This is a genomic window from Proteiniclasticum sp. (genome assembly GCF_003514505.1).
GTDB lineage: Bacteria > Bacillota > Clostridia > Clostridiales > Clostridiaceae > Proteiniclasticum.
Genome location: NZ_DOPX01000008.1, coordinates 52,687 through 77,202, shown reverse-complemented (window position 1 = coordinate 77,202; position 24,516 = coordinate 52,687). Strand labels below are relative to the sequence as shown.

The window sequence follows — 24,516 nt, the reverse complement described above, 5'->3', positions numbered from 1 at the left end:
TCATACATTTCACAAGAACTACTCATCCCGTAACTGATACTCTGACATGAGTACCTGTCTTGGTTTTGACCCGTCCCGCTGTGAGATCACACCTCGTTCCTCCAGCTGATCCATAATTCTTGCAGCTCTGTTATATCCAATTCTCATTTTTCGCTGTAAAAAGGATGTTGAAGCTTGCTGGTTCTCCACCACAACCTTAACCGCTTCCTGATAAAGCTCGTCTCCTTCTTCACTGTCCTCTTGGTCGCTTCTGCCTTTTTCTATATGTTCCATAATTTCCTGGTCATAGAGAAGCTGGTCTTTCTGAACCTTGATCCTGGATACGATTGCTTCAACTTCTTCTTCCGAGATGAATGCCCCTTGAATTCTCTTGGGTTTTTGTTCACCCACCGGATAATAGAGCATATCTCCTTTTCCTAAAAGCTTTTCCGCTCCTCCAGAGTCCAGGATCGTTCTGGAGTCAATGGCACTGGATACAGCAAAAGAAATCCTAGAGGGAATGTTCGCTTTGATCACACCTGTAATAACATCCACGGATGGCCTTTGTGTGGCAATCACCAGATGCATACCAGCAGCTCTAGCCATTTGAGCCAGTCTTGCAATATAGTCTTCCACTTCGTTGGCGGAAACCATCATAAGATCTGCGAGCTCATCTACGATCACGACAATGTAAGGGAGACTTTGAAGTTCTTTGTTCTTTTTTGCAAGCTCATTGAATCCCTCGATATTACGGACTCCATATTCAGCAAAGGACTGATATCTCCTCGTCATTTCATTTACTGCCCAGTTTAGAGCTCCAGCGGCTTTCTTCGGATCTGTTACAACAGGAATTAGAAGATGAGGAATGCCATTATAAACATTAAGCTCTACCACTTTTGGATCCACCATAAGGAGTCTTACATGTTCAGGATCATACTTGTATAGGATCGAGATGATAAGGGAATTGATGCAAACACTTTTACCTGATCCTGTGGCTCCCGCAATCAGCACATGGGGCATTTTAGATAAGTCACCGATAATGGCCTCCCCGGATATATCTTTCCCCAAAGCCACTGATATTTTACTTGTGCTTCGCTGAAACTTCGAGTCTTCAATAACTTCTCTCAGATAAACTGCCGTGGTCTCCTTATTCGGAATCTCAATGCCAACCGCAGCCTTTCCCGGAATGGGCGCTTCGATACGCACACCTCTTGCAGCAAGCGCTAAAGCAATATCGTCAGATAAGTTCACAATCCGAGAAACCTTTACCCCTGCTTTGGGTTGAAGTTCATATCTTGTAACGGATGGACCTTTTGAAACATGAATCACTCTTGCTTCTACACCAAAAGACATCAGGGTGTCTTCGAGTTTTTTCGCATTCTCCAGAATTTCATCCCGGTCTTCATTCGCCAGCATGCCTTTAATGTTCTGTTTCAAGAGCGCAATTTCAGGAAATTCATAAGCGGGCTTCTCAAATTCCTCAAGCCCCATCTGTTCCCCTTCTATTTCTTCAAGAGCAGGCGCACGCTTCCTTTTCTCCGTGGTGATCTTAGGCTCTTCCGGCTGCTCCTTCTGCTCCTCTCCTCCATTCAGGTGCTCCTGTGATTTCTCAGATGACATTTCAACAGTGATTTCTGATGAGGTGTCAGGCGTGTCAGATTTCTCTACCAGGAGTTCCTTTGACAGATCATCTTCCTTTAGAACCGTCTTGACCATGCCTTCAGAATCTTCCACATCCAGATGGACAAAGGGCGACTTGGTCTCCTGATCTACTGTGCTCATCCTGTATTCTTCATTGCCGTTCATCATTTCCAGTATCTTCAGCTTCTCTTCAACGATTTTCTCTTCATTTTTTAATTCCTGTTTCTGTTCTAGCTTTTGAGCTCTGTACCTCTTTTTTTCTTCTCTTCTGATTTCCATTTTTCCTTTGGCAGTCATTCTCTGCTCATTGGTTTTCCTTAGAAAATCATAAATGGTCGTATTGAAAACCAGCACCAGTGCAACAACATAAAAACACCCCGCTACAATATAGGTGCCGAAAGGTCCAATTAACCTATAAAGAGGAACTGCAAGAATCAGACCAAAAATTCCACCATGATTCACATCATCAATATTCATAAGATTCTTAAGGGTCACCAGGAACCCTTCCCGATGCACAGACTCCATTCTATTCAGTGAAAGGAGCATTGCAGTGACTACCGCGAAAAGGAGCACTCCGTATGTTTTCTTATTGGAGAACAATTGAGGCTTTCTAAGAATCAGTGATGATCCCATGAGCAGCACTAAAAGAGGAAACACGTAAGCCGTGGCCCCTAAAGTGGATACCAGCATATCCCTTATTGTTTCCCCCAATATCCCAACGCTAGTTGACAGCATAGAGATCAACGAAAAAATCCCCACTCCAAGGAGTGCAAGCCCTATGAGCTCATGGTAAAAATCTTTTCGCTTATCATCAGCCGTTTTACGGCTTCCTTTTCTCTGACTTGTTTTCTTCGTCTTGGATGCTGTAGGTTTTCTGACAGTTCCAGTTCTTTTAACAGTTCCATTTGTACTTTTCTTTCTGACAGAAGCAGTCTTCTGTTCTGTGGTTGTTTCTTTCAAAAAAACTACCTCCGTAATCCCTGTAAATTCGATATCATCTATATTCTATCACAATCGTCTCTTTATTTGAAATCAGGAAACGGTGAAAATCAAACAATTGTTTTTTTCTTCTGCAGCACTGTGATATACTTTCTAAAAAAGGACAGAATAAGGAGGAATATAGTGTGAAAGTAGGCGATCGGTTCATCAAGACCTTCAGCCAAGGTAAACTGAACGTGATGGAAATCTGGGTAGATAAGGAAACAGGTGTCAACTATCTTTATCATGCCGCAGGGTACGGTGCGGGTTTAACCGTTCTCCTGGACCAGAATGGAAAACCTGTGATCACTCCTGCCCATACTCTCCCGTACTAAAAGGGACAGGCTTCTCAGCCTGTCCCTTTTGCTTATGTTATTCTTCTTCTTTTGCTGCTTTTTCTTTCTTTTCCATTTCAATAAGAGCATCTCTTCTTGAAAGATTGATTCTACCTTGCTGGTCAATCTCTGTAACTTTAACCAGAATTTCGTCCCCAATCTCTACAACATCTTCCACTTTCTCCACTCTCTTCATATCAAGTTTTGAAATATGGCAAAGCCCTTCTTTGTTTGGAAGAATCTCGATAAATGCTCCGAATGGCATAATCTTGATTACTTTACCTAAGTATATCTCGCCAGGAACTACTTCCTTCACGATACCTTCAATGATTGCAACGGCCTTTTTCACCATTTCAATGTCTGGTCCGCCAACAAATACCTTTCCAGTATCATCGATATCAATTTTTACGCCAGTTTCAGCAATAATCTTATTGATCACCTTACCACCGCTTCCGATGACATCTCTGATCTTGTCCGGATTAATCTGAAGAGTTGTAATCTTTGGTGCATATTTTGAAACTTCTGGTCTTGGTTCAACAATGGCACTCTCCATCACTTCAAGAATCTCAAATCTTGCGGTTTTTGCATCCCTGATGGACTTTTCAATACATGCAGGAGAGAGACCAGCAATCTTTGTGTCAACTTGGATGGCAGTGATGCCCTTTGATGTTCCAGCAACCTTGAAATCCATATCTCCGAAGAAATCTTCTACACCTTGAATATCTGTCACGATTTCTTCCATGGAAAGATCATCTGTTGTAAACAAGCCCATAGCGATACCAGCAGCAGGTCTCTTTAGTGGAACACCAGCGTCAAGAAGCGCCAAGGTGGACGCACATACAGAAGCCTGTGATGTGGAACCATTGGATGAGAGAACTTCAGAAACAACGCGGATGGTGTATGGGAACTCTTCCTCACTTGGTATCAATGGCTCCAGTGCCTTTTCAGCAAGGGCACCATGTCCAATTTCTCTTCTTCCGGGACCTCTCATTGGTCTTGTTTCACCAACAGAGTAAGATGGGAAGTTATAGTGATGGATGTATCTCTTGCTTTCTTCTTCACTGACCCCATCAAGAATCTGAATATCGCCGATGGCACCTAAGGTGGTCACAGCCATAACCTGTGTTGAACCTCTTGAGAAAATTCCTGAACCATGAGTTCTTGGAAGGACTGCAACTTCTGCTGCCAGTGGACGGATCTCGTCAAATGCTCTTCCATCGATTCTCTTGTGTTCCAGTATTGCCATATCACGCACAGTTTCCTTCTGAAGAAGATACAGTGTTTCAGCAATATCGCTCTTTCCTTCTGGATATTTCTCATTGAATGCTTCCGCAACCTTTGTTTTGACTTCGTCAATTTTCTTGCTTCTTTCATCCTTATCTACCATGTGCATTGCTTCAGAGATCAGATCTTTCGCAAAAGCTCTCACTTCCTGTTCAATATCCTGGTTCAGTGTGTAAAGCACAGGAACTTTCTTTTCTTTTCCATATGCCGCAGTGATTTCCTTCTGCATTGCAATGATTGGCTGACATGCTTTGAATCCAAAGTCGATGGCTGCAATCATTGTATCTTCATCAATTTCCTTCGCTCCCGCTTCAATCATCATGACACGGTCTTCTGTGGCACAGACGGTTAAGTTCAGTAAGCTTTCTTCTCTTTCTTTGGATGTTGGATTCAAGATAAACTCTCCATCCACAAGTCCTACCATCACAGCTGCCAAAGGTGTTGTATAGGGAACTGAAGAAATCAGAAGGGCAAAAGCTGCACCATTAATTGCAAGGATTTCAGGCAGGTTGTCATTTTCGACGGATAGAACTGTACATACAACCTGTACGTCATTTCTGTATCCCTTTGGGAATAATGGACGAAGTGGTCTGTCAATGGCTCGGCCTGAAAGAATGGCTTTCTCCGTAGGTCTGCCTTCTCTCTTGATAAACCCGCCAGGAATTTTTCCAACGGCATACATTTTCTCTTCATAATCCACTGCCAGCGGGAAAAAATCGATACCGTCTCTTGGCTTCTCAGAAGCATTGGCGTTGACCATAACCACTGTTTCACCGTAGTTCATGAAGATTGCTGCATCAGACAGCATCCCTCTGTCTCCAAATTCAATACCGAAATTTCTTCCAGCAACTTGGATTTCTTTTTTAATTTGCATGAATTCATCTCCTTTTCTTTGCCCAAAGAGCTGAAGAAAAGCACTAAAGATTTCAATCCGATAGATTTTTTAAAAATCAAAAAATCAACCCTGTTGTATTCTTTGATTTTTAAAAAACATCAGATGTTCTTCTCTAATAAGCTTCTCCGGCTCATTGTAGCGTGTTCACTTAATGTAAAGCTTTAAGACCAGTATATACTAAAAGCCTGCTTTAGAAAAGCAGGCTCAGAGTACATTTTTTAATTATCTTCTGATTCCAAGCTTAGCAATGATATCTCTGTATCTTTCAATATCTTCAGCCATCAGATAGTTCAGAAGACCTCTTCTTTGACCTACCATCATCAGAAGACCTCTTCTGGAATGGTGATCCTTCTTGTGGAACTTCAGATGCTCTGTCAAAGAGTTGATTCTCTCTGTAAGCAGTGCGATCTGCACTTCTGGTGAACCAGTGTCCCCTTCATGTCTTGCGTGTGTCTGGATGATTTCAAGCTTTCTTGCCTTATCCATTTTGCTGTACCTCCTAAATATTATCCCCGATGACCACGTAAAAAGATAGCAACCCTAATCACGTAGTTCATGGTTCGTTAGGTATTATACCATATCAGAACCTATACTTCAATTACAATAATGTAGAAAGCTCCTGATTTCTTGCATAATCCTTATCTTTCTTAAGCTGTTCCACCAGTTCATCTAAACTTGCATACTTTTCTTCGTCCCGCATATATTCTACAAAATAGAGCTTCACTTCTTCTCCGTAAATCTCACGGTCAAAGTCGAGAATATAAGTTTCGATACTTAAGGTTTTTCCATCCACAGTAGGATTATATCCTACTGAGGTGATACTTTTATGCAAAGTCCCTTCCAGCATGAGGTTTGTATAATACACCCCTGTCTTGGGAATCACATATTTGGTGTCATAACTCATATTTGCTGTTGGGAAACCAATTTTCCGCCCCAGTTTTTTCCCGCCAATCACAGTACCTCTTAGCATAAACGGTTCAAAGAGAAGCTCATTTGCCTCTTTGATCTGTCCTTTCAAAATGAGGTTCCTGATTCTTGTGCTGCTGATGATGTCATCATTACTCAGAGCTGCATCCATGACAAAGAGCTTAAATCCGTATCTTTCAGACATTTCTCTTAATGTATCAACATTTCCTTTGTTCTGGTATCCATACTTATAGTTGAATCCTACAACGAATCCCTTTGCATTAAAATCATGAATGAGACTCAGAATAAACTCTTCTGCTTCTGTCTGCATATATTCCATGGTGAAGGATACAAAAATTGTCGCATCCACCCCCTTAGCCTTCAACAAGTGGATCTTCTGCTGGTTATCCATAAGAAGCTTTGGTGCAAGCTCCGGTTTTGCTACAGTCAAAGGATGGTTCTTGAAAGTATAGACTGCACTCTTAAGTCCATCTGCCATAGCCTCATCCACCACTTTATGGATCAGTGTCATATGACCTTTATGCAGTCCATCGAAACTGCCCAAAGCAATATACGTTCCTTCTTTGAACTCACCTTTGATATTTTCGTCTATCACAATCATTTTTAACCTCACATCAGATTCAGTTTCAAATAGAGGATATCTTCCATCCGTTCAAGGATACCAAGTAGCTTTCCTTGACCATCCAATCCCTTATAGAGTCCTGCCTTTACATCAGAAACCAATCTTTGATCTTTTACTTTTACACCATTGGCTATAAGATTCAAGAAGGCATCTGGAACGACAAATGCAGGAAAGTTCTTCAGAACCTCCTCCATCTCGATCAGATATTTCTCAACACCCTCCTGCTCAAGCTGGCTCAGGGTAACTGATGCTTCTTTCTGAAATCCTCCAGTAGCCTCACGGACAAGCCCCGTCATAATCGCGCCGGAACCGAGCATCCGCCCCAGATCATCAATGATGCTTCTTACGTACGTTCCTTTAGAGCAGACGAGCAGAAATGATCCTTCGCCAGAATGCTCCCTATACTCAATCAGGTGTATTTTTGATACATGGATCTCCCGTGCTTCTCGAGGAATCTCTTTTCCATCCCTTGCAAGTTCATATAATCTTTTGCCTTGAACTTTAAGCGCTGAGTACATGGGTGGAATCTGTTTTGTAGTGCCAAGAAAACTCTGCAGCATCTCAACAACATTTTCCCGCTTCGGAAGAGGTTCTCCTGTTTCCTGAACTTCTCCAAAAGCATCCAGTGTATCTGATATTTTGCCAAACTGAAACGAAGCGCGGTATATTTTTTCTCCGTCCATAATATAATCCACAAGCTTTGTCGCTCTCCCAATACAAACTGGAAGAACTCCTTCAGCCTCCGGATCAAGTGTTCCAGTATGGCCAACCTTTTTGATTCCCGTGATGCGCTTCACTGAAGCCACCACCTGGAAAGAGGTCATCCCTCTTTCTTTATATATATTGAGCACACCATTCAAGAGGTCATCATCCTTTCAATCTCATCAAGTATGCGGATTTTAGCATGCATGAGATCTTCTGCTTCTATGTTGCACCCCGCTGCACGGACGTGCCCACCGCCACCAAATACAGCACATAACGCGCTGGCATCCAGATACTCTTTTGTTCTCACACTGACTCGGAAAAACCCTTCGGCTTCTTTGAAAAGAATCGAAACTTCAGCTTCTTTTGGTTCCAGTCCATAATTGACAATGTCCCCAGTATCCCGGTCCGATATGGATAATACATTAAAGTCATTGGCTTCCAGATTCATCATGGATACTTTACCTTCAAAATGACTCTCAAGGGTCATCAGCGCACGCCCCAAAAGCTTTACCTGCTTAAAAGGTGAAGTGGCAAAGAGCATCCGTTGAATCTTCGAGAAATTGACACCGGTCTCCAATAACTTTGATGTGATGCGCAGTGTTTTGGATGTTGTGCTTGGAAACCTGAAGCTTCCTGTATCCATGACAATCCCAGTATACAGGCATTCCGCCATGGCTTCAGTCACAGGAACATTAAGTTCCTCCAGAAGCTCATATACTATTTCCGCTGTAGAGGCTGATTTGCTGTCCACATAATTGAGATCCCCATACATTTCATTGGAAACGTGGTGGTCCAGATTTATTTTGAATATGTCTGAAAACCCATCTCTTTCCATGGAAAGACGGTCTTTGTTGCCACAATCAAGACATATCAGCAATGTTCGGTCGTCTCTCAATGCATTCAGCTCTCCATACTCCTCATAAAGAGGAAGATAGGACAGGACTTCTGGTCCTGGTTCTTTTGAGAGCACATCCACTTCCTTGCCGATGCTTCTCAGCCCTAAGGTCAACCCCAAGGTACTGCCCACAGCATCTCCATCAGGAGATGCATGGGCAACCACAGCGATTTTATTGAATTCGAGAATTTTATTCGCAATATCCCGCAATATCATACTCAGTTTCCTTTTTGCTCATTGGCTTTCCGAATCAGCTCATCTATATGCATACCTTTATCAATGGTGTCATCCATCACAAAAATCAGTTCAGGCACATAGCGCAGCTGAATTCTCTTTCCAACTTCTCTTCGGATAAAACCTGCTGAGTTCTTAAGCCCCAGAAATGATTCTTCTTTTTGCTGCTCTGTCCCAAAAACACTTGCATATACTTTTGCATATCTCAGATCTGATGTGACTTCCACATCTGTAATGGTAATCATGGCGGTAATCCGGGGATCTTTCAGTCCATTCATGATGATGGCAGAAATCTCTTTCTTCATCTCTTCGTTGATTCTTCCCGTTCTGTATTTTGCCATACTTTCACCTCATTTCTCACTCTCTAAATGCTTCTTACAGTTCTTTACGTACAATAGACTCCATCACATACGCTTCGATGATATCGCCTTCTTTGATCTCATTGAATTTCTCAATAGAAAGCCCGCATTCAAATCCTGCCAGAACTTCCTTCGCATCATCCTTGAATCTCTTAAGTGAAGCAAGTTTTCCTTCATGGATAATCACACCATCTCTAAGAAGTCTGATTTCAGAATTTCTTGTGATTTTTCCATTCAGCACATAACATCCAGCGATGGTACCAATAGCAGATACTTTATAAGTCTGTCTGATTTCCACACGTCCCTGGACAACTTCTTTGATTTCTGGCGCAAGCATACCGATCATGGCAGCCTTGATGTCATCTACTGCATGGTAAATAACTCTGTAGGTCTTCACATAAACTTTTTCTTTTTCTGCAAGAACCTGTGCATTATTGTCAGGTCTGACATTGAACCCGATGACCACTGCATTGGATGCTGCCGCCAGGGATATATCTGTCTCTGTGACTGCACCAACACCACCATGAATCACACGTACTTTGATCTCATCCGTGGAAAGCTTCTCCAGTGTACCCTTCAATGCTTCAATGGAACCTTGCACATCTGCCTTGATGATGATTGGAAGTTCTTTAATCTTACCTTCCTTCACCTGGCTGTACAGATCTTCCAGAGATACTCTCATCGTACTCTGCTGAAGACTCTTTTCCTTGATCTTTCTCGCTTCCGCCATACCTCTGGCTGTCTTCTCGTCCTTGACTTCATGGAACTTGTCACCTGCCTGAGGCACTTCTGACAGCCCAAGAATTTCCACTGGTATAGATGGTCCAGCACTCTTGATCTTCTTGCCCTTGTCATCAAACATCGCACGGATTCTGCCATAAGTGCTTCCTACAAGAATAGAATCTCCCACATTAAGCGTACCTTTTTGCACAAGAAGTGTTGCCACAGGTCCGCGGCCCTTATCAAGCTCTGATTCAATAACGGTTCCTGCTGCTCTTCTGTTTGAATCTGCCTTCAGTTCTTCAACTTCAGCTGTCAAAAGAACCATTTCCAGAAGATCGTCGATTCCAATTCTCTGCTTAGCAGAAACAGGTACACAGATGGTGTCTCCACCCCACTCTTCTGCCACAAGACCATATTCAGTAAGTTCCTGCTTCACTCTGTCAATGTTTGCACCTTCAACATCAATCTTGTTGATGGCAACAATCATCGGAACGTTCGCTGCCTTACAGTGATTTATGGCTTCTGCGGTTTGAGGCATGATACCGTCATCCGCTGCCACAACGAGGATAACAATATCTGTTACCTGGGCTCCTCTTGCTCTCATGGCTGTAAAGGCTTCATGGCCTGGGGTATCCAGGAACGTGATCTTTTCGCCATTGATGGTAATGGTATACGCACCAATATGCTGAGTAATACCACCCGCTTCGCTTTCCGTTACTTTCGCCTTACGGATTGCATCAAGAAGGGATGTCTTACCATGGTCAACGTGTCCCATTACGGTAACAATCGGAGGTCTTTTTTCCAGATTCACATCCAGAAGATCTTCTTCTTTTTCATCTGATATTCCTGATGCATCGTCCTTAATCTTCACAATGTCGATTTCCAGACGTTTTGCAGCTTTCTCAGCTGTCTCAAAGTCGATTTCCTGATTGATACCAGCCATGATTCCAGTGAAAATCAGCGCCTTTATAACTTCTGCCACAGGTTTCCCGAGCTTGTCAGCAAACTCCTTGACCGTGATAAATTCACCGATTTCAACCTTCATATTCGCCAGAGCAGCTTCTTCTGCCTCCAGCTTTTCCTGTGCCAGTTCTCTTTTGGTTTTCTTCTTCTTCTTTGCGAGGTTTACAACTTCTTCTTCAAGAATCTCCTCATATTCATCCACGATACTCTTCGTAACTTTACCTTCAGTATCCATGGACTCTTCCTTAACCGCTTCCTTATTTCCCTCTGAATCCCCAAGAAGTTCCTTGATGAGTGCAGCATCTTCTTCTTCCACAACACTCATATGATTCTTAACCTCTATCCCAAATTCATCCTTTAATAACGCGATCAACTCTTTACTTGATATCTCCAGTTCCTTTGCAAGCTCATACACTCTGATTTTTGACAATAGGACCACCTCCGTTTTTATTCTTCAATTCCTTTGCTGTTGTACTGTTCTTTGAGTTTTCTTGCCATGTTCCGGTCAGAAACTCCTACAACTGCAATTCCTTCATAACCCAATGCATATCCTAATTCATCAGGAGTGAAATCCTCAATATAAGGCACTTTATACTTTTCACAGTAACCTTTGAACTTATCCTTCGTATTCTCAGAAGCACCTTTGGACAAGATCAGAAGATACAACTTTCTCATCTTGATGGCTTCTTCGTTCTTGTTGTATCCCAAGATCAAATTCCCGGACTTTCTTGTCAGTCCCAGGAAGGACAGCATTTTATCCAACTTCCACCGCCTTCCGAAGATCATCATAGATCTCCTGGCTGATCGAGGTTTCCAAGTTTCGAGACAGTCTTTTGGTCTTAAAGGCCTTTTCCAGACAATCTGTACTCTTGCAAACATATGCACCTCTGCCGGGCTTTTTCCCAACCAAATCCAGAGAAATCTCTCCTTCTTTGTTTTTCACCACACGAATCAGTTCCTTTTTAGGTTTCATCTCCATGCAGCCGGTGCACATTCTCATTGGTATTTTTTTCACCTTCACGTAAAACACCTCTCTTTCCAGTTTAATTAAGCTTCTGAATCTTCCTCTTGAATATCAGTATCCTCAATAAGTTCAGATGCTGTTTCAGCTTCTTCAGCTGTAGTATCAACTAGGGCTTCATCTGTCAGTGCCACAGTTTCTTCCAGTTCAGCTTTTTCTAGAAGCTCCTGTTCATACTGCTTCTTGCTCTTGATGTCAATTTTCCATCCAGTAAGTTTTGCAGCAAGTCTTACATTCTGCCCTTCTTTACCAATGGCCAGGGACAGCTGATTGTCATCCACCACTACCTTACAGGCACTTCCTTCGTTCATGATGATAACATCCAGAACTTTAGCAGGGCTTAAAGCATTGGCAATGAACTCTCTAGGATCCTTGGACCACTTGATGATGTCGATTTTTTCATTTCTCAGCTCGTTCACGATGTTCTGTACTCTAGTTCCTCTTGGACCAACGCAAGCACCCATGGGCTCCACTTCCGGATCATTGGAATGCACGGCAATCTTTGTTCTTGAACCAGCTTCTCTGGAGATGGCCTTGATTTCTACAATTCCTTCATAGATCTCAGGTACTTCTTTTTCAAAAAGTCTTTTGACCAGCCCTGGATGGGTTCTAGATACGGAAATCATCGGCCCCTTCGGATTTTGTTTCACTTCCACAATATAGAGCAGAATCTTGTCATTGAACTGATAGTTCTCTCCAGGAATCTGTTCCTGAGGAGTCAAAACTGTTTCTGTCTTTCCAAGGTCGATGTAGATATTCCCCTTGTCTTTTCTTTGAACAGTTCCCATGATCACATCAAATTCTTTTTCATGATACTGATTGTAAAGAATGCTTCTTTCTGCTTCCTTTATTCTCTGTGTCACAATCTGCTTGGCAGACTGAGCTGCCACACGGGCAAAATTTGCTGGAGTCACTTCGTTCTCCACCACATCCAGAAGTTCATATCTTGGATCGATTTCTTTTGCTTCTTCCAGCGTAATCTCATCTTGAGGATCCATAACCTCTTCAACAATCCTTCTCAAAGAGAACACCTTGATTTCTCCGGTCTCTCTGTCGATGTTGACTCTCACGTTTTGGGATCCGGAATTTACATAATTTTTCTTGTACGCTGCAATCATCGCATCTTCCAGTGTTTCAAAAAGCATCTCCTCACTGATTCCCTTTTCCTCTGCGATGGCTTTTAATGCCAGAATAACTTCATCTTTCTTTTTCACAGTTGCCTTTGCCATTTTATCCTCCTTAGAATTTTTACAAATCTACTTCAATATTGATACTGCGAAGATTTTCAAATGTAACTTCCAGTGGCTTTTTGTCTTTTTCAACAAGAAGCCCTCCACTCTGAACTTCCTTAAGGACCCCAATGAACTTCTTGGAACCGTCCACTGGTTTCTTCGTCTTAATCTGAACCTTTTCTCCCACTGCTGCTTCCATGTGAGCTTTGGTGAATAGAGTCCTGAAAATTCCTGGTGATGAAACTTCCAGATTGTAATCCTCAGAAATCGGATCCTTCTCATCTAGAATATCGCTGATCCTTCTGGATACGGTCTCGCAGTCCGCAAGTGCAATTCCATTCTCATGTTCAATATAGAATCGGAGAATGTTCATTCCATCCTCATGGACATATTCCATGTGATACATACCATAACCCAAATCTTCAATTTCTTTCTGGAATAGCGGTTCCAGTTCCTTCCATTTTTCCATGGTTTCACCCCATTATAATTATTTGACAGTTTTGTTTTGTGTTTATGTTTTTCCCTAATGAAAAACGCAACTAGATTACAGTTGCGCCACACAAAACGAAAGAGCGGGTTTTGCCCACTCTTCTAGTTCAAAGTTATTCTTCTTATAAAGAATAACATAGTATTTTGAAAAATTCAACCCCTATAGGTTGAAGAGAGAGAGCTGGTTTGTTTCATCCATCCCCTCAAGAGCCCCACAATTTGAAAGTGTTTCAATGACTGTTTTGGAAATCTTACAGCGTAATCGGAGATCTTCCTTCGAAATGAAAGGACTTCTTTGAGCTTCCTCATAAATGGATGTTGCCGCATTGACACCAACCCCCACAAGACAGCTCAGAGGCGGTCTGATTTCACCTTCTTCGATGAGAAACTTTGATCCATGAGAAAGGTATAGATCCACTGGTTTGAACTTCAACCCTCTCTTATACATCTCATACACAATCTCTAGGATTGTGATCATATTTTTTTCTTTTGCTGAAATGTTGTTTCCAAGCTCGTAGTACTCATCCAGCTGCTTTTTGACAGCCACTTCACCTTTCAGTATGAGCTCTCCATCAAAGTCCGATGCTCTTGTGGAATAATAGGCCGCATAATATGCCAAGGGATAGTACACTTTGAAATAGGCGATACGCATAGCCATCATAACATAAGCCACCGCATGGCCCTTTGGAAACATATATTTGATTTTTTTACAGGATTCGATGTACCATTCAGGCACGCTGTTCTCTCGCATGATGACTTCGTCCTCATCTTTGAGTCCTTTGCCTTTTCGCACACTCTCCATGATAGTGAAGGCACGTTTTGCAGGCAGCCCTTTATAAATCAGATACACCATAATATCATCACGGGTACTGATGCATTCGCTCAGGGTTGTGAATCCTTCTTTGATATAGTACTGAGCATTGTTCAGCCATACATCTGTACCATGTGAAAGTCCTGATATTCTCACAAGATCTGCAAAGGATTTTGGACTTGTATCCAGAAGCATCCCCCGGACAAACTTCGTTCCAAACTCCGGAAGACCTAATGAACCCACCGGAATCCCCAGCTCCTCTTCTGTTACCCCCAGTGCTTTTGTGGAGGTGAATAAGGAGATCACCTTCTCATCGTTGAGAGGCAGGGTCTTTGGGTCAATGCCAGTCAGATCCTGAAGCATTCTCAGCATAGTCGGATCGTCATGTCCTAGTATGTCAAGTTTCAGAAGTCTTCCAGAAATGGAGTGGTAATCAAAATGCGTGGTCGTTATGTCAGAAGACTGATCATCTGCTGGCCTCTGTACAGGAGTAAAGTTATGCACATCATTATCTCTAGGCACAACCATAATACCACCTGGATGCTGACCCGTGGTTCTTTTAACACCCACAAGCCCCAGAGAAAGCCGCTCAATCTCCGCTGTGGGAAGATGCATCTCACGCTCCTCCAGATACTTTTTGACATAGGCATACGCGGTCTTATCCGCTACTGTACCAATGGTGCCCGCCTTGAACACATATCCTTCACCAAAGAGCTCTTCTGTGTATTTATGAACCACTGCCTGATATTCTCCCGAGAAGTTCAAGTCAATATCAGGTTCTTTATCCCCTTCAAACCCCAGGAAGGTTTCAAAGGGAATGTCATGTCCATCCCGAACATAAGGAGATCCACATTCCGGACAGTCTTTGAGCGGTAAATCCGCACCACTTGAAACACTTCCATCCAAAAAGAACTCATTATGTCTGCAGGATGGGCATCGGTAATGGGGTGGAAGTCCGTTCACTTCCGTGATCCCTGTAAAAGTAGCAACCAGTGAAGACCCCACAGAACCTCTTGATCCTACAAGGTATCCATCAGAAAGCGACTTGGCAACCAGTTTGTGCGCTATAAGATAAAGCACGGCATACCCATTGCTGATGATGGAGTTCAGTTCCTTTGTCACACGTTTTTCCACCACCTCAGGGAGGATCTCTCCGTAGAGTTTATGAGCTTCCTTCATGGTCATTTCTCTGATTTCCTCATCCGCACCATCAATCTTAGGTGGGAATGTCCCCTTGGGGATGGGAAGAAAGTCCTCAATGCTGTCTGCGATGAGATTGGTATTTTTCACAACAATCTCATAGGCTTTATCACGCCCAAGATAGGAGAAAGCATCCAGCATCTCATCTGTGCTTCTGAAATACAGGTCTAGATCATCATTCTGATTGTTGTACCCTTGCGATGCCAGGAGGATTTTCCGATAGAACTTGTCTTCCTTATTCAAATAGTGGACATCTCCAGTGGCTACAACGATTTTTCCTTGAGATTCACCAAGTGAGATCAGTTTTCTGTTCAGGTCACGTAATCCCTCTATATCCTGAATACGGCCGTCCTTCAGAAGATCCAGGTTGTTTTCAACAGGCTGCACTTCAATATAGTCATAGTAGGAGGCCATGGTCAGAATCTCGTCTTCCGTTCGTCCTTCCATGATATACCGTACAAGTTCCGAATTGATACAGGCAGAACCCAATAAAAGTCCTTCCCTCTTTTGTTCCAGGACACTTTTTCTGATTCTGGGCTTCATGTGGAACGACTTCAGATGGGACTCCGTCACCATTTCATAAAGATGCTTGAGACCAGTGAGATTCTTCACAAGAATTGTTGTATGATACATTGGCAGTTTTTTATAATCCATCTCTTTTCTGCTTCGCTCATTCAGCTCTCTGAAGGAATGAATCCCCATGGTTTCCATTTTTTCCATGGACTTTAGAAGAATCCGATGAGTGGTCTTCGCATCATCCACTGCTCTATGATGTGATCCCATATCTATTCCCAGGTGTTTTGAAATGACATCCAGCCGGTGTCTTTTCAAATCAGGGTAGAGGAATCTCGCCATAGGCACAGTATCCATGATGGGATTATGAATGCTTCGTCCAAGATCTGCCAGATTCTTACGAATGAAGCCCACATCAAAGTAGGCATTATGGGCAACCAAGGTCGCATTTCTGATGAATTCCTCAAACTGAAGAATCACCTCTCCAATGAGTGGTGCATCTTTCACCATGGTGTCTGTGATTCCTGTCAATTCAGTGATTTTTGATGGAATGGAACGTTCTGGATTGATGAAAGCCGAGAATTCATCAATGACTTCACCATCTCTTACCTTCACCGCACCGATTTCGATGATCTTATCATTCACAGAAGAGAATCCTGTGGTTTCAATATCGAATATCACAAGATCCTTCAATGTCTCATCTATATTTTCAATGATATTCATTTCGTCATTGACTACATAGGCCTCCATGCCATATATTGGCTTGACTCCTGTAGCTTTCGCCTGATCCATAGCTTCGGGATACGCCTGAACAACTCCATGATCCGTTATGGCCACGGCGCGGTGTCCAAAGTCCTTGGCTAGAGAAAAAACAGATTTCGCTGAAGCCAGGGCATCCATACTGCTCATGTTGGTGTGCAGATGAAGTTCTACCCTTTTTTCTGCTGCGGTATCTTTTCTCTTTACTTTTTCCATTCTATAGATATCCCGGGCAATCATGGTCAGCTCTTTCGAGTACATATCCAGTGTGACGCTTCCTTTAAACCGGAACACCTGGCCCGCCTTAATTGGAAGTTCTTCCCCTTCTTTCAGGAATACTTTCACTGCAATAGAGCTGGACAAATCCGTGACATACAGCACAAGGAGTGTTTTCCCGTTTCTTAGTTTCTTTTCATCTGTTTTGAAAACCTCGCCATCTATGACACAGATTCCAGCATTGTCATCCAGTTCTTTGATTCTGACACTTGGCTCTTTAATTGCTTTTCCAAAGATGACATTCTCATCTTGAGATTTCTTTTGTCCTTTTACAGGTTCCTCCAAAGGTGCTTTTCTGGAAGGCATCACCATTTTGGGTGCCTCCACCCTATGCTCTGCGCTGACTTGAGAATCCTGTCTTGCTGCGTGAAGTTCTTTGCTTACATCTAGTTCTTTTCTTTCAGGAGTCAGTGCAACATTCAGCACTGTTTCCACATGGACGCTCTGTCCGTAGTATTGGGAAATTAGTGTTTCAATATGCTTCACTGCATCGTGACTTCTAAAATTCGTAATGAGGACGGGACTGTAATGTTGGATTTTCAGATGCCCTTCTGCCAGATGGACATCTGCATCTTTTAAAAAATTATACCGAAGCGGTTCTGACAGAAAAATCCCCATGAGAACATCCTGGATATTCTCGTGGGTGAGCTGATCCAGGATATTGACAATCAGTGTCTCACTTTCCTGTCCTGTCACATGCTTCAGGAAATTACCGATGGGTTCTTTCACTTTAGGGTCCAGAACACGGAACGATTTTAGAAAAACTCTGAACTGATTTTGTTTTTTGAGATACTCTACTTTCAGCACGTCTTGAATTTTATATGCAGAGAGTGAGGACTCTTTGCTGAGCAGGTGATTAATTTCCAATCAAAGCCCTCCTCCTTTCCTAATCATTACAGTTTGTCAATTTCCTCCAAAAGGGCTGCAACCAGCTCTTCTTCTTTCACTCTTCTTATAATGAGGCCTTTCTTGAATATCAGCCCCATGCCGTTTCCTCCAGCAATACCGATGTCCGCTTCCCGGGCTTCACCAGGTCCATTGACCACACATCCCATGACTGCGACCTTGATGTTCTTCTTGCTGTCTTTTAAAGCATCTTCCACCTGATTCGCAATACCAATCAGATCAATTTGAGTCCTTCCGCAAGTCGGACAAGACACAAACTCAATTCCATCTTTCAGATGCCCTACAGATTTCAGAATCTCTCTTCCAACTTTGATCTCCTCAATGCTGTCTCCGGTTAAGGATACTCTTATGGTATCCCCAATACCTTCGGACAAAAGGCCTCCGATACCCACAGAGCTTTTGATGGTTCCTCTCCAAGGTGTTCCAGCTTCCGTTACACCCAGGTGGAGAGGATAATCCACTTCTTTGGAAAGCAAACGGTAACTGTTCATCATGGTCATAACATCAGATGACTTAATCGAGATGATGGTGTCATAAAAGTTGGCATCCTCCAGAAGCTCCACATGACGCAGCGCACTTTCCACCAGGGCTTCAGGCGTCACATGACCATACTTCTCAAGTAGATCTTTCTCCAAGGACCCTGAGTTCACACCTACCCGGATGGGAATTCCCTTATCTTTACAGACTTCAGCCAGAAGACGCACTTTGTCCTTCCCGCCAATGTTCCCTGGATTGATTCTCAGTTTTGAGATTCCATTTTCAATGCTCTTCAGGGCTAAGCGGTAATCAAAGTGAATATCTGCCACAACAGGTATGGGCAGCTGTCTTGTAATCTCTTTTAGTGCTTCAGCCGCCTCCAGATCTGGTACAGCAACACGAATGATATCACATCCTGCAACCATCAACGCTCTAGACTGGTCTAATGTAGCTTCAATATTTCTTGTATCGGTGTTAGTCATGGACTGAACGCTGATCTTGCTGTCTCCACCTACATACATATTTTTAATTTTGATTTTTCTCGTTGGTCGACGTTCAATCATCAGAAGCCTCCTGGTAAAAAGATATCCTTAAATGTAATCAGCAGCATGAAACTCATAAGTATCGCAAAGCCGATGGTGTTCCATATCCCGACGAACTTATCCGGAATTTTCCTTCTGCTGACCAGTTCCACCAGAAGAATCAGGATCCATCCTCCATCGAGTGCTGGAAATGGAATGAGATTCAGAACCGCTAGGTTGATGCTGAGAAATGCAGCAAAGGATGCCAGATTCCAAAGAGAAACACTTGCGACTTCTGTGGATATTTTGAAGATTGTGACTGGTCCACCAAAATCATTGATGGAAGCTCGCCCTGTAAATAGCACTTTTAGTGAGAATAGCGTTTGAGCAATCAATGACCTTCCCTGATTAATCGCAGCACCAATGCTTTCAAAAACACCAGGATCAGTTTCTGATATCGGTACAACTCCTACCAAAGCTCTTCCTTCAGATTCCATTGGCGTAAGTTTCTTTACGACCCTTCCATTTGCTGTCTCAAGCTCTAAAGTGACTTCCTGTAAACCGTTATACGCAATATAGGTGGAAACATCCTGAAATGTGTAGGCTTTTTCTCCATTGACACCAATAATTTTGTCACCTGCCATGATTCCAGCTTCCTCAGCAGGCGAGTCAGGGATTACCTCTGAAATCACATTGCTGGAATAGCCGTTGAAAATCACGATGACAAAGAGAACCAACACAGCCATGATGATGTTCATGATGGGTCCTGCTGCAATGATACTGATTTTTCTGAGAGGGCTTTTGGAGAAGAATGAACCCTCTCCTTCCTCATCTGCAGTCTCACCGTACATTTTCACAGAGCCACCAATGGGCAGCGCTTTTAAAGAATACAAGGTATTCTTACCTTGCTTCTTGAAGATCCTGGGACCCATACCTACAGAAAACTCTTCCACGGTGACACCATTGAGTCTGGCAACAATAAAATGACCGAATTCATGCCCAAGGACCAGAAGACCAAAGGCAAATATTGATAATACTAAATACATGTTCTCACCTCTTCATTTTGTTACGGACAAACATTTTAACTTCATCATGGGCAGAAATCACTTTTTCAAGCGAAATCTCACCAAGATTTCTATAGGCATCCATGGCCTGTTCCACTACTTCTACAATTTCATGGTAGTGTATCTGGTTCTCCAGAAATAACGCTACCGCTTCTTCATTGGCACTGTTCATTACTGCGGTCTGTAGACCTCCCCTTTTACCAGCTGTATATGCCAAGTCCAACGCTCTGAACGTTTCCCTATCCGGAGCTTCAAAAGTCAGCTTTGATATTTCTAAAAGGTTCAAGGGTTTTGCCACGGAACGTGTTCTGTGTGGATAATTGAGTGCATACTGTATGGGCAGCCTCATATCAGGCGCCCCAAGCTGAGCAATGACACTGTTGTCCACAAACTCCACCATGGAATGGATGATGCTTTCAGGATGGACCAGTACCTCAATCTGATCATAGTCCACATCAAAGAGCCATTTAGCCTCGATGACCTCGAGCCCTTTGTTCATAAGGGTGGAGGAGTCAATGGTTATTTTCGCTCCCATCACCCAGTTCGGATGTTTTAAGGCCATCTGGCGAGTGACGGTTTTTAAAAATGCCTGATCTTTCCCTCTAAAAGGGCCCCCTGAAGCAGTCAGGATAATCTTTTGTATTTCTTCGTGCTTTGATCCCTGAAGACTCTGAAAAACTGCAGAGTGTTCAGAATCCACCGGTAGAATATGCACATTGTGCTTCTTTGCTAGAGGCATAACAAGTTCTCCCGCAGCTACCAGTGTTTCTTTATTTGCAAGCGCAATGTTCTTTCCATTCTCAATGGCAGCTATGGTTGGCTTAAGGCCCACCATTCCCACAAGTGAAGTCACGACAGTATCTGTATCTGGAAGTGTCGAAATGTGGATGAGACCCTCAGAACCAAACGAGATTTCTCCCTGAAAGCCGATGGATTTCAACAGCTCTTCCGCTTCCACCATGATCGATTCATCTGTCACTGCCACAGCAGATGGATGGAACTCTTCAATAATATCTTTCAACACCGAAAGATTTCTATGTACCGTAACCCCTGAGAGCACAATATCTTTTTCTTTTCTCAAAACATCCAGAGTTTGCGTTCCAATGGATCCGGATGCGCCTATAATCGCAATATTCTTCAAATGGGATAACCCCTTTCCTTTTCTAATCTGGTTGAACTTTATTATACTAGAGAATTATTAAGAAATTCCTACAAAAAAATGATACTTCAGTTCAGCTCACCTAGAAACTGACTCCAGATGCTCTATTATTCTAACACAAATCTTCACTACACTCCATGAGGATACTCTGAAGGATAGATCGTTCTGTCCTTCCAGTTCTATGAAATCAAAAAAGCCCGAAGATAACTTCGGACTCTTTACACGTCATACAAAAATGTCATTACTTGGTTCTTTTCAGAAGAAGGGTCAGAATATAGTTGTTCAGCGAGCGGTTTTCTTTTTCAGCTTCCTTCAACAGTTCTTCCTTCAGTTCGACAGGTAATGTAAACAGTATCTTGGTTTTAGGCTCTTTTTTCATAAGCTCCCTCCTCTTTGTACATATGACAAATTTACTGTTGTATATAATATACCTCTAACCTCGGGACAATACAATATATATTATTTAAAATTCTTATGAACATCTTTAATTTTTTGGTATCAAAATGAGAAAAGAGCCATGCCAAAGGAATGACTCTTTTTTATAGATGGATGTGTAGCCATGAAATAACGGCATCACGTCATGTTCTATAAAACATATGTTGTATAGACATACACAATGAGGGCGACAAATAAGATTGAATCAAACCTGTCAAGCACTCCACCGTGCCCTGGGATTAGCTTGGGATAATCCTTCTCCCCTGCATATCTTTTGATAGCAGAAGCTGCCAGATCTCCGATTTGTCCAAAAAACGCCCCCATTAAGCCAATGATGGCAAAATGAGCAATATTCGCTCCGGATTCTGCAGAAATAAAATATCCGAGAATCAAAGCGCCAATGGTTCCCCCAAGTAAACCTCCAACTGCTCCTTCTACAGTCTTTTTGGGGCTCACTCGCTCATTGAGCTTATGTTTCCCAAACAGTCTTCCAGAATAGTAGGCCAAAGTATCACAGACCCATGAAATTACAAAAACAAGAGGAACGTAGTACATCCCCTGTTCTTTATCACCCAGCAAAATCAGAAAACTGAACAAAACTCCTGTATATACAAATCCTGAGACAGTAATCCCTACGTCCGCAATATTGATCTTTTCATCAAAGACCATATAGATAAACAGAACCGCTGTCATAAGCGCTATAAGAACACCCACATGCGCCAACGGATCGGGAACAAACAGCACAACCGCATAATAGGAGAGCAGCACACTGTATCCTATGAAGGATACCGGACTATGACCTTTCTTACGGACCACATGAAAATACTCAAAGAGTCCACGAAAAGACAGAAATAGTACAGCTGCTTTCAAATACCATCCACCCAAAAAAATCAGAAGTAGAAATGGAGCCAGAATCAGTGCTCCTATATATCGATTATTCACCCTTTACTCCCCCAAATCGGCGGTCTCGTTTCTGATAATCTGAAATCGCCTGTCTCAGATGTGCTTCTGTGAAATCCGGCCAAAAAATCTGATTGAACCATAATTCGCTGTATGCGCCCTGATAAAGCAGAAAATTTGACAACCGGAGTTCCCCGCTGGGTCTTATGATCAGTTCCGGGTCCGGCTGACCTTTTGTATACAGAAATTCTTTGAAAGACTCCTCTGTGAGGTCCTCCATGGAAAATCTGTGCTCTTCCACAGCCACAACAAGTTCTCTGATGCCATGAAGAATCTCCTCACGTCCACCATAGTTTAATGCGAGATTCATCTGTACCCCAGTATTATTTTTCGTAAGTTCCCAGGCTTCTTTCAGTGCTTCTTGAGCCTTCAAGGGAAGTCTTTCTGTATTCCCCACATAGTTCACCACGACGTTGTTGTCATGAAGCTCTTTCAGCTCATTTTTCAAATATTCGATCAGAAGAGACATCAGGGCATTCACTTCCTCTTTTGGCCGTTTCCAGTTTTCAGTGGAAAAAGCATAGAGGGTCAGGAACCTGACCCCTAAGCGATTGCATTCTTTTAGTATTCTTCTTATAGTCTCTACTCCCGCCTTGTGACCCATGGTTCTTGGCAGATTTCTCTTCTTCGCCCACCGGCCATTGCCATCCATAATAATGCCGATATGCTTCGGGATTCTTTCCATATCCAGTACTGCATCAATTGCTTCCACTGTACCCGTCTTCTTAAAAATACCAAACATGTCTTACCTTCTTTCAAATGGAAACTATACAGTCATGATCTCTTTTTCTTTATTCTGCAGAATCTTGTCTACTTTCTTGATGAACTCATCCACTTTCTTCTGAACGTCTTCTTCGCCCTTCTTCACTTCATCTTCAGAGACTTCTTTTTTCATTCCCTTGATCTTTTCAATGACATCTCTTCTAATGGATCTGATGGCAATCTTTGCCTCTTCTCCTTTTTTATGTACCACCTTTACCAGATTCTTTCTGGTTTCTTCTGTCAGTTCAGGCACAATTAGGCGAATGACGGATCCGTCATTGTTCGGATTGATGTTCAGCTCAGACATATTGATGGCTTTTTCGATGGCCTTCAAAGCAGATTTTTCCCAAGGTGTAATCATAAGCACTCGTGGTTCTGGTGCTGAGATGTTCCCCACCTGACTGATTGGTACCATGCTTCCATAATACTCAACTTCGATCCGGTCCAGCATGGTAGGATTGGCCCGTCCAGCTTTTAATGTGGCAAGTTCAGCCTCCAGATTACTGATGGACTTCCCCATCTTTTCTTCCATGGTTTTCATTAAATCTTTAAACATAGTCGATCCTCCTATTATTTATTATTCAGCTTATTCATTACAGTCGATAATAGTACCATTGGCTTCACCCATTATGGCTTTTAAAATATTTCCTTCACCATCAAGACCAAAGACAATGATTGGAATTTCGTTGTCTTTGCACAGTGTGATTGCTGTAATGTCCATGACTTTCAGATCTTTTTCAATGACATCGCGGTATGTTAACTTGTCAAACTTCACCGCTTCCGGATAAACATTGGGATCCATATCATAAACTCCGTCCACTTTCTTAGCGAGCAGTATACATTCTGCATCAATCTCCGCTGCACGAAGTGCTGCTGCAGTATCTGTTGTGAAGTAGGGGTTCCCTGAACCTGCCGCAAAAATTACTACCCGGCCTTTTTCCAGATGCCTGACAGCACGCCTTCTGATGAAAGGCTCCGCAATCTCCCGCATTTCAATGGCAGACTGCACTCTTGTTTCAATACCGAGGTCTTCTAATGAGTTCTGCAATGCAAGTGCATTGATACAAGTGGCAAGCATTCCCATGTTGTCCGCTGTCACCCGGTCCATTCCACTTCCTTCGCGTCCTCTCCAAATGTTTCCTGCACCAATGACTGCTCCCACTTCAACGCCCATGTCCACAAGACCTTTGATTTCTTCGGCAATTCTCTTGGCTACAGTAAAATCTATGCCAAATCCATTTTTACCAGCCAATGATTCGCCAGATAGTTTCAGCATGACTCTTTTGTATTTCGGTTCACTCATAATAACCTCCGTATATTGCATTATAGTACCATTCTAACAATTATTTCAAAAAAAGAGAACACCAAGGTGTTCTCTTTTTCATTCTTTC

At 42.7% G+C, this 24,516-nt stretch carries 22 protein-coding genes; 1 reads left to right on the top strand and 21 read right to left on the bottom strand.

Annotated features, from left to right (window positions below; all coding sequences use genetic code 11):
• Nucleotides 1–18 precede the first annotated feature (18 nt).
• On the bottom strand, nt 19–2,580 hold the full coding sequence (locus DEF30_RS01595) for a DNA translocase FtsK (protein ID WP_294095759.1): 2,562 nt from the start codon (nt 2,578–2,580) through the stop codon (nt 19–21).
• 164 nt (nt 2,581–2,744) lie between these two features.
• Here DEF30_RS01595 and DEF30_RS01590 point away from each other — a divergent pair, with 164 nt between their 5' ends.
• Nucleotides 2,745–2,933, top strand: coding sequence for a DUF6440 family protein (locus tag DEF30_RS01590; RefSeq protein ID WP_294095758.1), 189 nt, complete (start codon nt 2,745–2,747; stop codon nt 2,931–2,933).
• A 37-nt stretch (nt 2,934–2,970) separates the two neighbouring features.
• Here the strand turns inward: DEF30_RS01590 and DEF30_RS01585 are convergent, their stop codons facing one another.
• From DEF30_RS01585 to pyrH, 20 genes are all read right to left on the bottom strand, one after another.
• Nucleotides 2,971–5,091 carry a polyribonucleotide nucleotidyltransferase gene (locus DEF30_RS01585; RefSeq protein ID WP_294095756.1) on the bottom strand — a complete coding sequence of 707 codons (2,121 nt, stop codon included), beginning with the start codon at nt 5,089–5,091 and terminating at the stop codon, nt 2,971–2,973.
• Nucleotides 5,092–5,334: 243 nt separating this feature from the next.
• Complete coding sequence (gene rpsO, locus DEF30_RS01580) at nt 5,335–5,598, bottom strand: 30S ribosomal protein S15 (protein WP_294095755.1); 264 nt, start codon at nt 5,596–5,598, stop codon at nt 5,335–5,337.
• Nucleotides 5,599–5,710: 112 nt separating this feature from the next.
• Nucleotides 5,711–6,640 (bottom strand): bifunctional riboflavin kinase/FAD synthetase, encoded by a 930-nt coding sequence (locus tag DEF30_RS01575; RefSeq protein WP_294095753.1) that lies wholly within the window; start codon nt 6,638–6,640, stop codon nt 5,711–5,713.
• Nucleotides 6,641–6,648: 8 nt separating this feature from the next.
• Complete coding sequence (gene truB / locus DEF30_RS01570) at nt 6,649–7,512, bottom strand: tRNA pseudouridine(55) synthase TruB (RefSeq protein ID WP_294095751.1); 864 nt, start codon at nt 7,510–7,512, stop codon at nt 6,649–6,651.
• 5 nt (nt 7,513–7,517) lie between these two features.
• A complete protein-coding gene (locus DEF30_RS01565; RefSeq protein WP_294095747.1) occupies nt 7,518–8,477 on the bottom strand; it encodes a bifunctional oligoribonuclease/PAP phosphatase NrnA in 960 nt (319 codons plus the stop codon).
• Between the two features lie 2 nt (nt 8,478–8,479).
• Nucleotides 8,480–8,836, bottom strand: coding sequence for a 30S ribosome-binding factor RbfA (gene rbfA / locus DEF30_RS01560; protein WP_294095744.1), 357 nt, complete (start codon nt 8,834–8,836; stop codon nt 8,480–8,482).
• A 34-nt stretch (nt 8,837–8,870) separates the two neighbouring features.
• A complete protein-coding gene (infB, locus tag DEF30_RS01555) occupies nt 8,871–10,970 on the bottom strand; it encodes a translation initiation factor IF-2 (protein ID WP_294095742.1) in 2,100 nt (699 codons plus the stop codon).
• A 17-nt stretch (nt 10,971–10,987) separates the two neighbouring features.
• Nucleotides 10,988–11,293 (bottom strand): ribosomal L7Ae/L30e/S12e/Gadd45 family protein, encoded by a 306-nt coding sequence (locus DEF30_RS01550; protein ID WP_366409278.1) that lies wholly within the window; start codon nt 11,291–11,293, stop codon nt 10,988–10,990.
• A gap of 1 nt (nt 11,294) precedes the next feature.
• Nucleotides 11,295–11,561, bottom strand: a complete 267-nt coding sequence (locus DEF30_RS01545) for a YlxR family protein (protein ID WP_294095735.1) — start codon at nt 11,559–11,561, stop codon at nt 11,295–11,297.
• 26 nt (nt 11,562–11,587) lie between these two features.
• Nucleotides 11,588–12,790, bottom strand: a complete 1,203-nt coding sequence (gene nusA / locus DEF30_RS01540; RefSeq protein ID WP_294095733.1) for a transcription termination factor NusA — start codon at nt 12,788–12,790, stop codon at nt 11,588–11,590.
• Between the two features lie 19 nt (nt 12,791–12,809).
• Nucleotides 12,810–13,262: a ribosome maturation factor RimP gene (rimP, locus tag DEF30_RS01535; protein WP_294095731.1), complete on the bottom strand. Its 453-nt coding sequence runs from the start codon at nt 13,260–13,262 to the stop codon at nt 12,810–12,812.
• A 180-nt stretch (nt 13,263–13,442) separates the two neighbouring features.
• Nucleotides 13,443–17,708, bottom strand: a complete 4,266-nt coding sequence (locus DEF30_RS01530) for a PolC-type DNA polymerase III (RefSeq protein WP_294095729.1) — start codon at nt 17,706–17,708, stop codon at nt 13,443–13,445.
• Nucleotides 17,709–17,734: 26 nt separating this feature from the next.
• Complete coding sequence (ispG, locus tag DEF30_RS01525) at nt 17,735–18,784, bottom strand: flavodoxin-dependent (E)-4-hydroxy-3-methylbut-2-enyl-diphosphate synthase (RefSeq protein ID WP_294095895.1); 1,050 nt, start codon at nt 18,782–18,784, stop codon at nt 17,735–17,737.
• A 2-nt stretch (nt 18,785–18,786) separates the two neighbouring features.
• Nucleotides 18,787–19,791, bottom strand: a complete 1,005-nt coding sequence (gene rseP / locus DEF30_RS01520; protein ID WP_294095728.1) for an RIP metalloprotease RseP — start codon at nt 19,789–19,791, stop codon at nt 18,787–18,789.
• A 4-nt stretch (nt 19,792–19,795) separates the two neighbouring features.
• On the bottom strand, nt 19,796–20,950 hold the full coding sequence (locus DEF30_RS01515; protein WP_294095726.1) for a 1-deoxy-D-xylulose-5-phosphate reductoisomerase: 1,155 nt from the start codon (nt 20,948–20,950) through the stop codon (nt 19,796–19,798).
• A 259-nt stretch (nt 20,951–21,209) separates the two neighbouring features.
• Complete coding sequence (locus tag DEF30_RS01510) at nt 21,210–21,347, bottom strand: hypothetical protein (protein WP_169738433.1); 138 nt, start codon at nt 21,345–21,347, stop codon at nt 21,210–21,212.
• A gap of 206 nt (nt 21,348–21,553) precedes the next feature.
• A complete protein-coding gene (locus DEF30_RS01505) occupies nt 21,554–22,345 on the bottom strand; it encodes a phosphatidate cytidylyltransferase (RefSeq protein ID WP_294095712.1) in 792 nt (263 codons plus the stop codon).
• Nucleotides 22,338–23,105 (bottom strand): isoprenyl transferase, encoded by a 768-nt coding sequence (locus DEF30_RS01500; protein WP_294095710.1) that lies wholly within the window; start codon nt 23,103–23,105, stop codon nt 22,338–22,340. Before DEF30_RS01500 ends, DEF30_RS01505 begins: the two co-directional genes overlap by 8 nt.
• Before the next feature lie 24 nt (nt 23,106–23,129).
• Entirely contained in the window at nt 23,130–23,681 is a 552-nt protein-coding gene (frr, locus tag DEF30_RS01495; RefSeq protein WP_294095707.1) for a ribosome recycling factor, read from the bottom strand.
• 30 nt (nt 23,682–23,711) lie between these two features.
• Complete coding sequence (pyrH, locus tag DEF30_RS01490) at nt 23,712–24,428, bottom strand: UMP kinase (RefSeq protein ID WP_294095702.1); 717 nt, start codon at nt 24,426–24,428, stop codon at nt 23,712–23,714.
• Nucleotides 24,429–24,516: the final 88 nt, after the last annotated feature.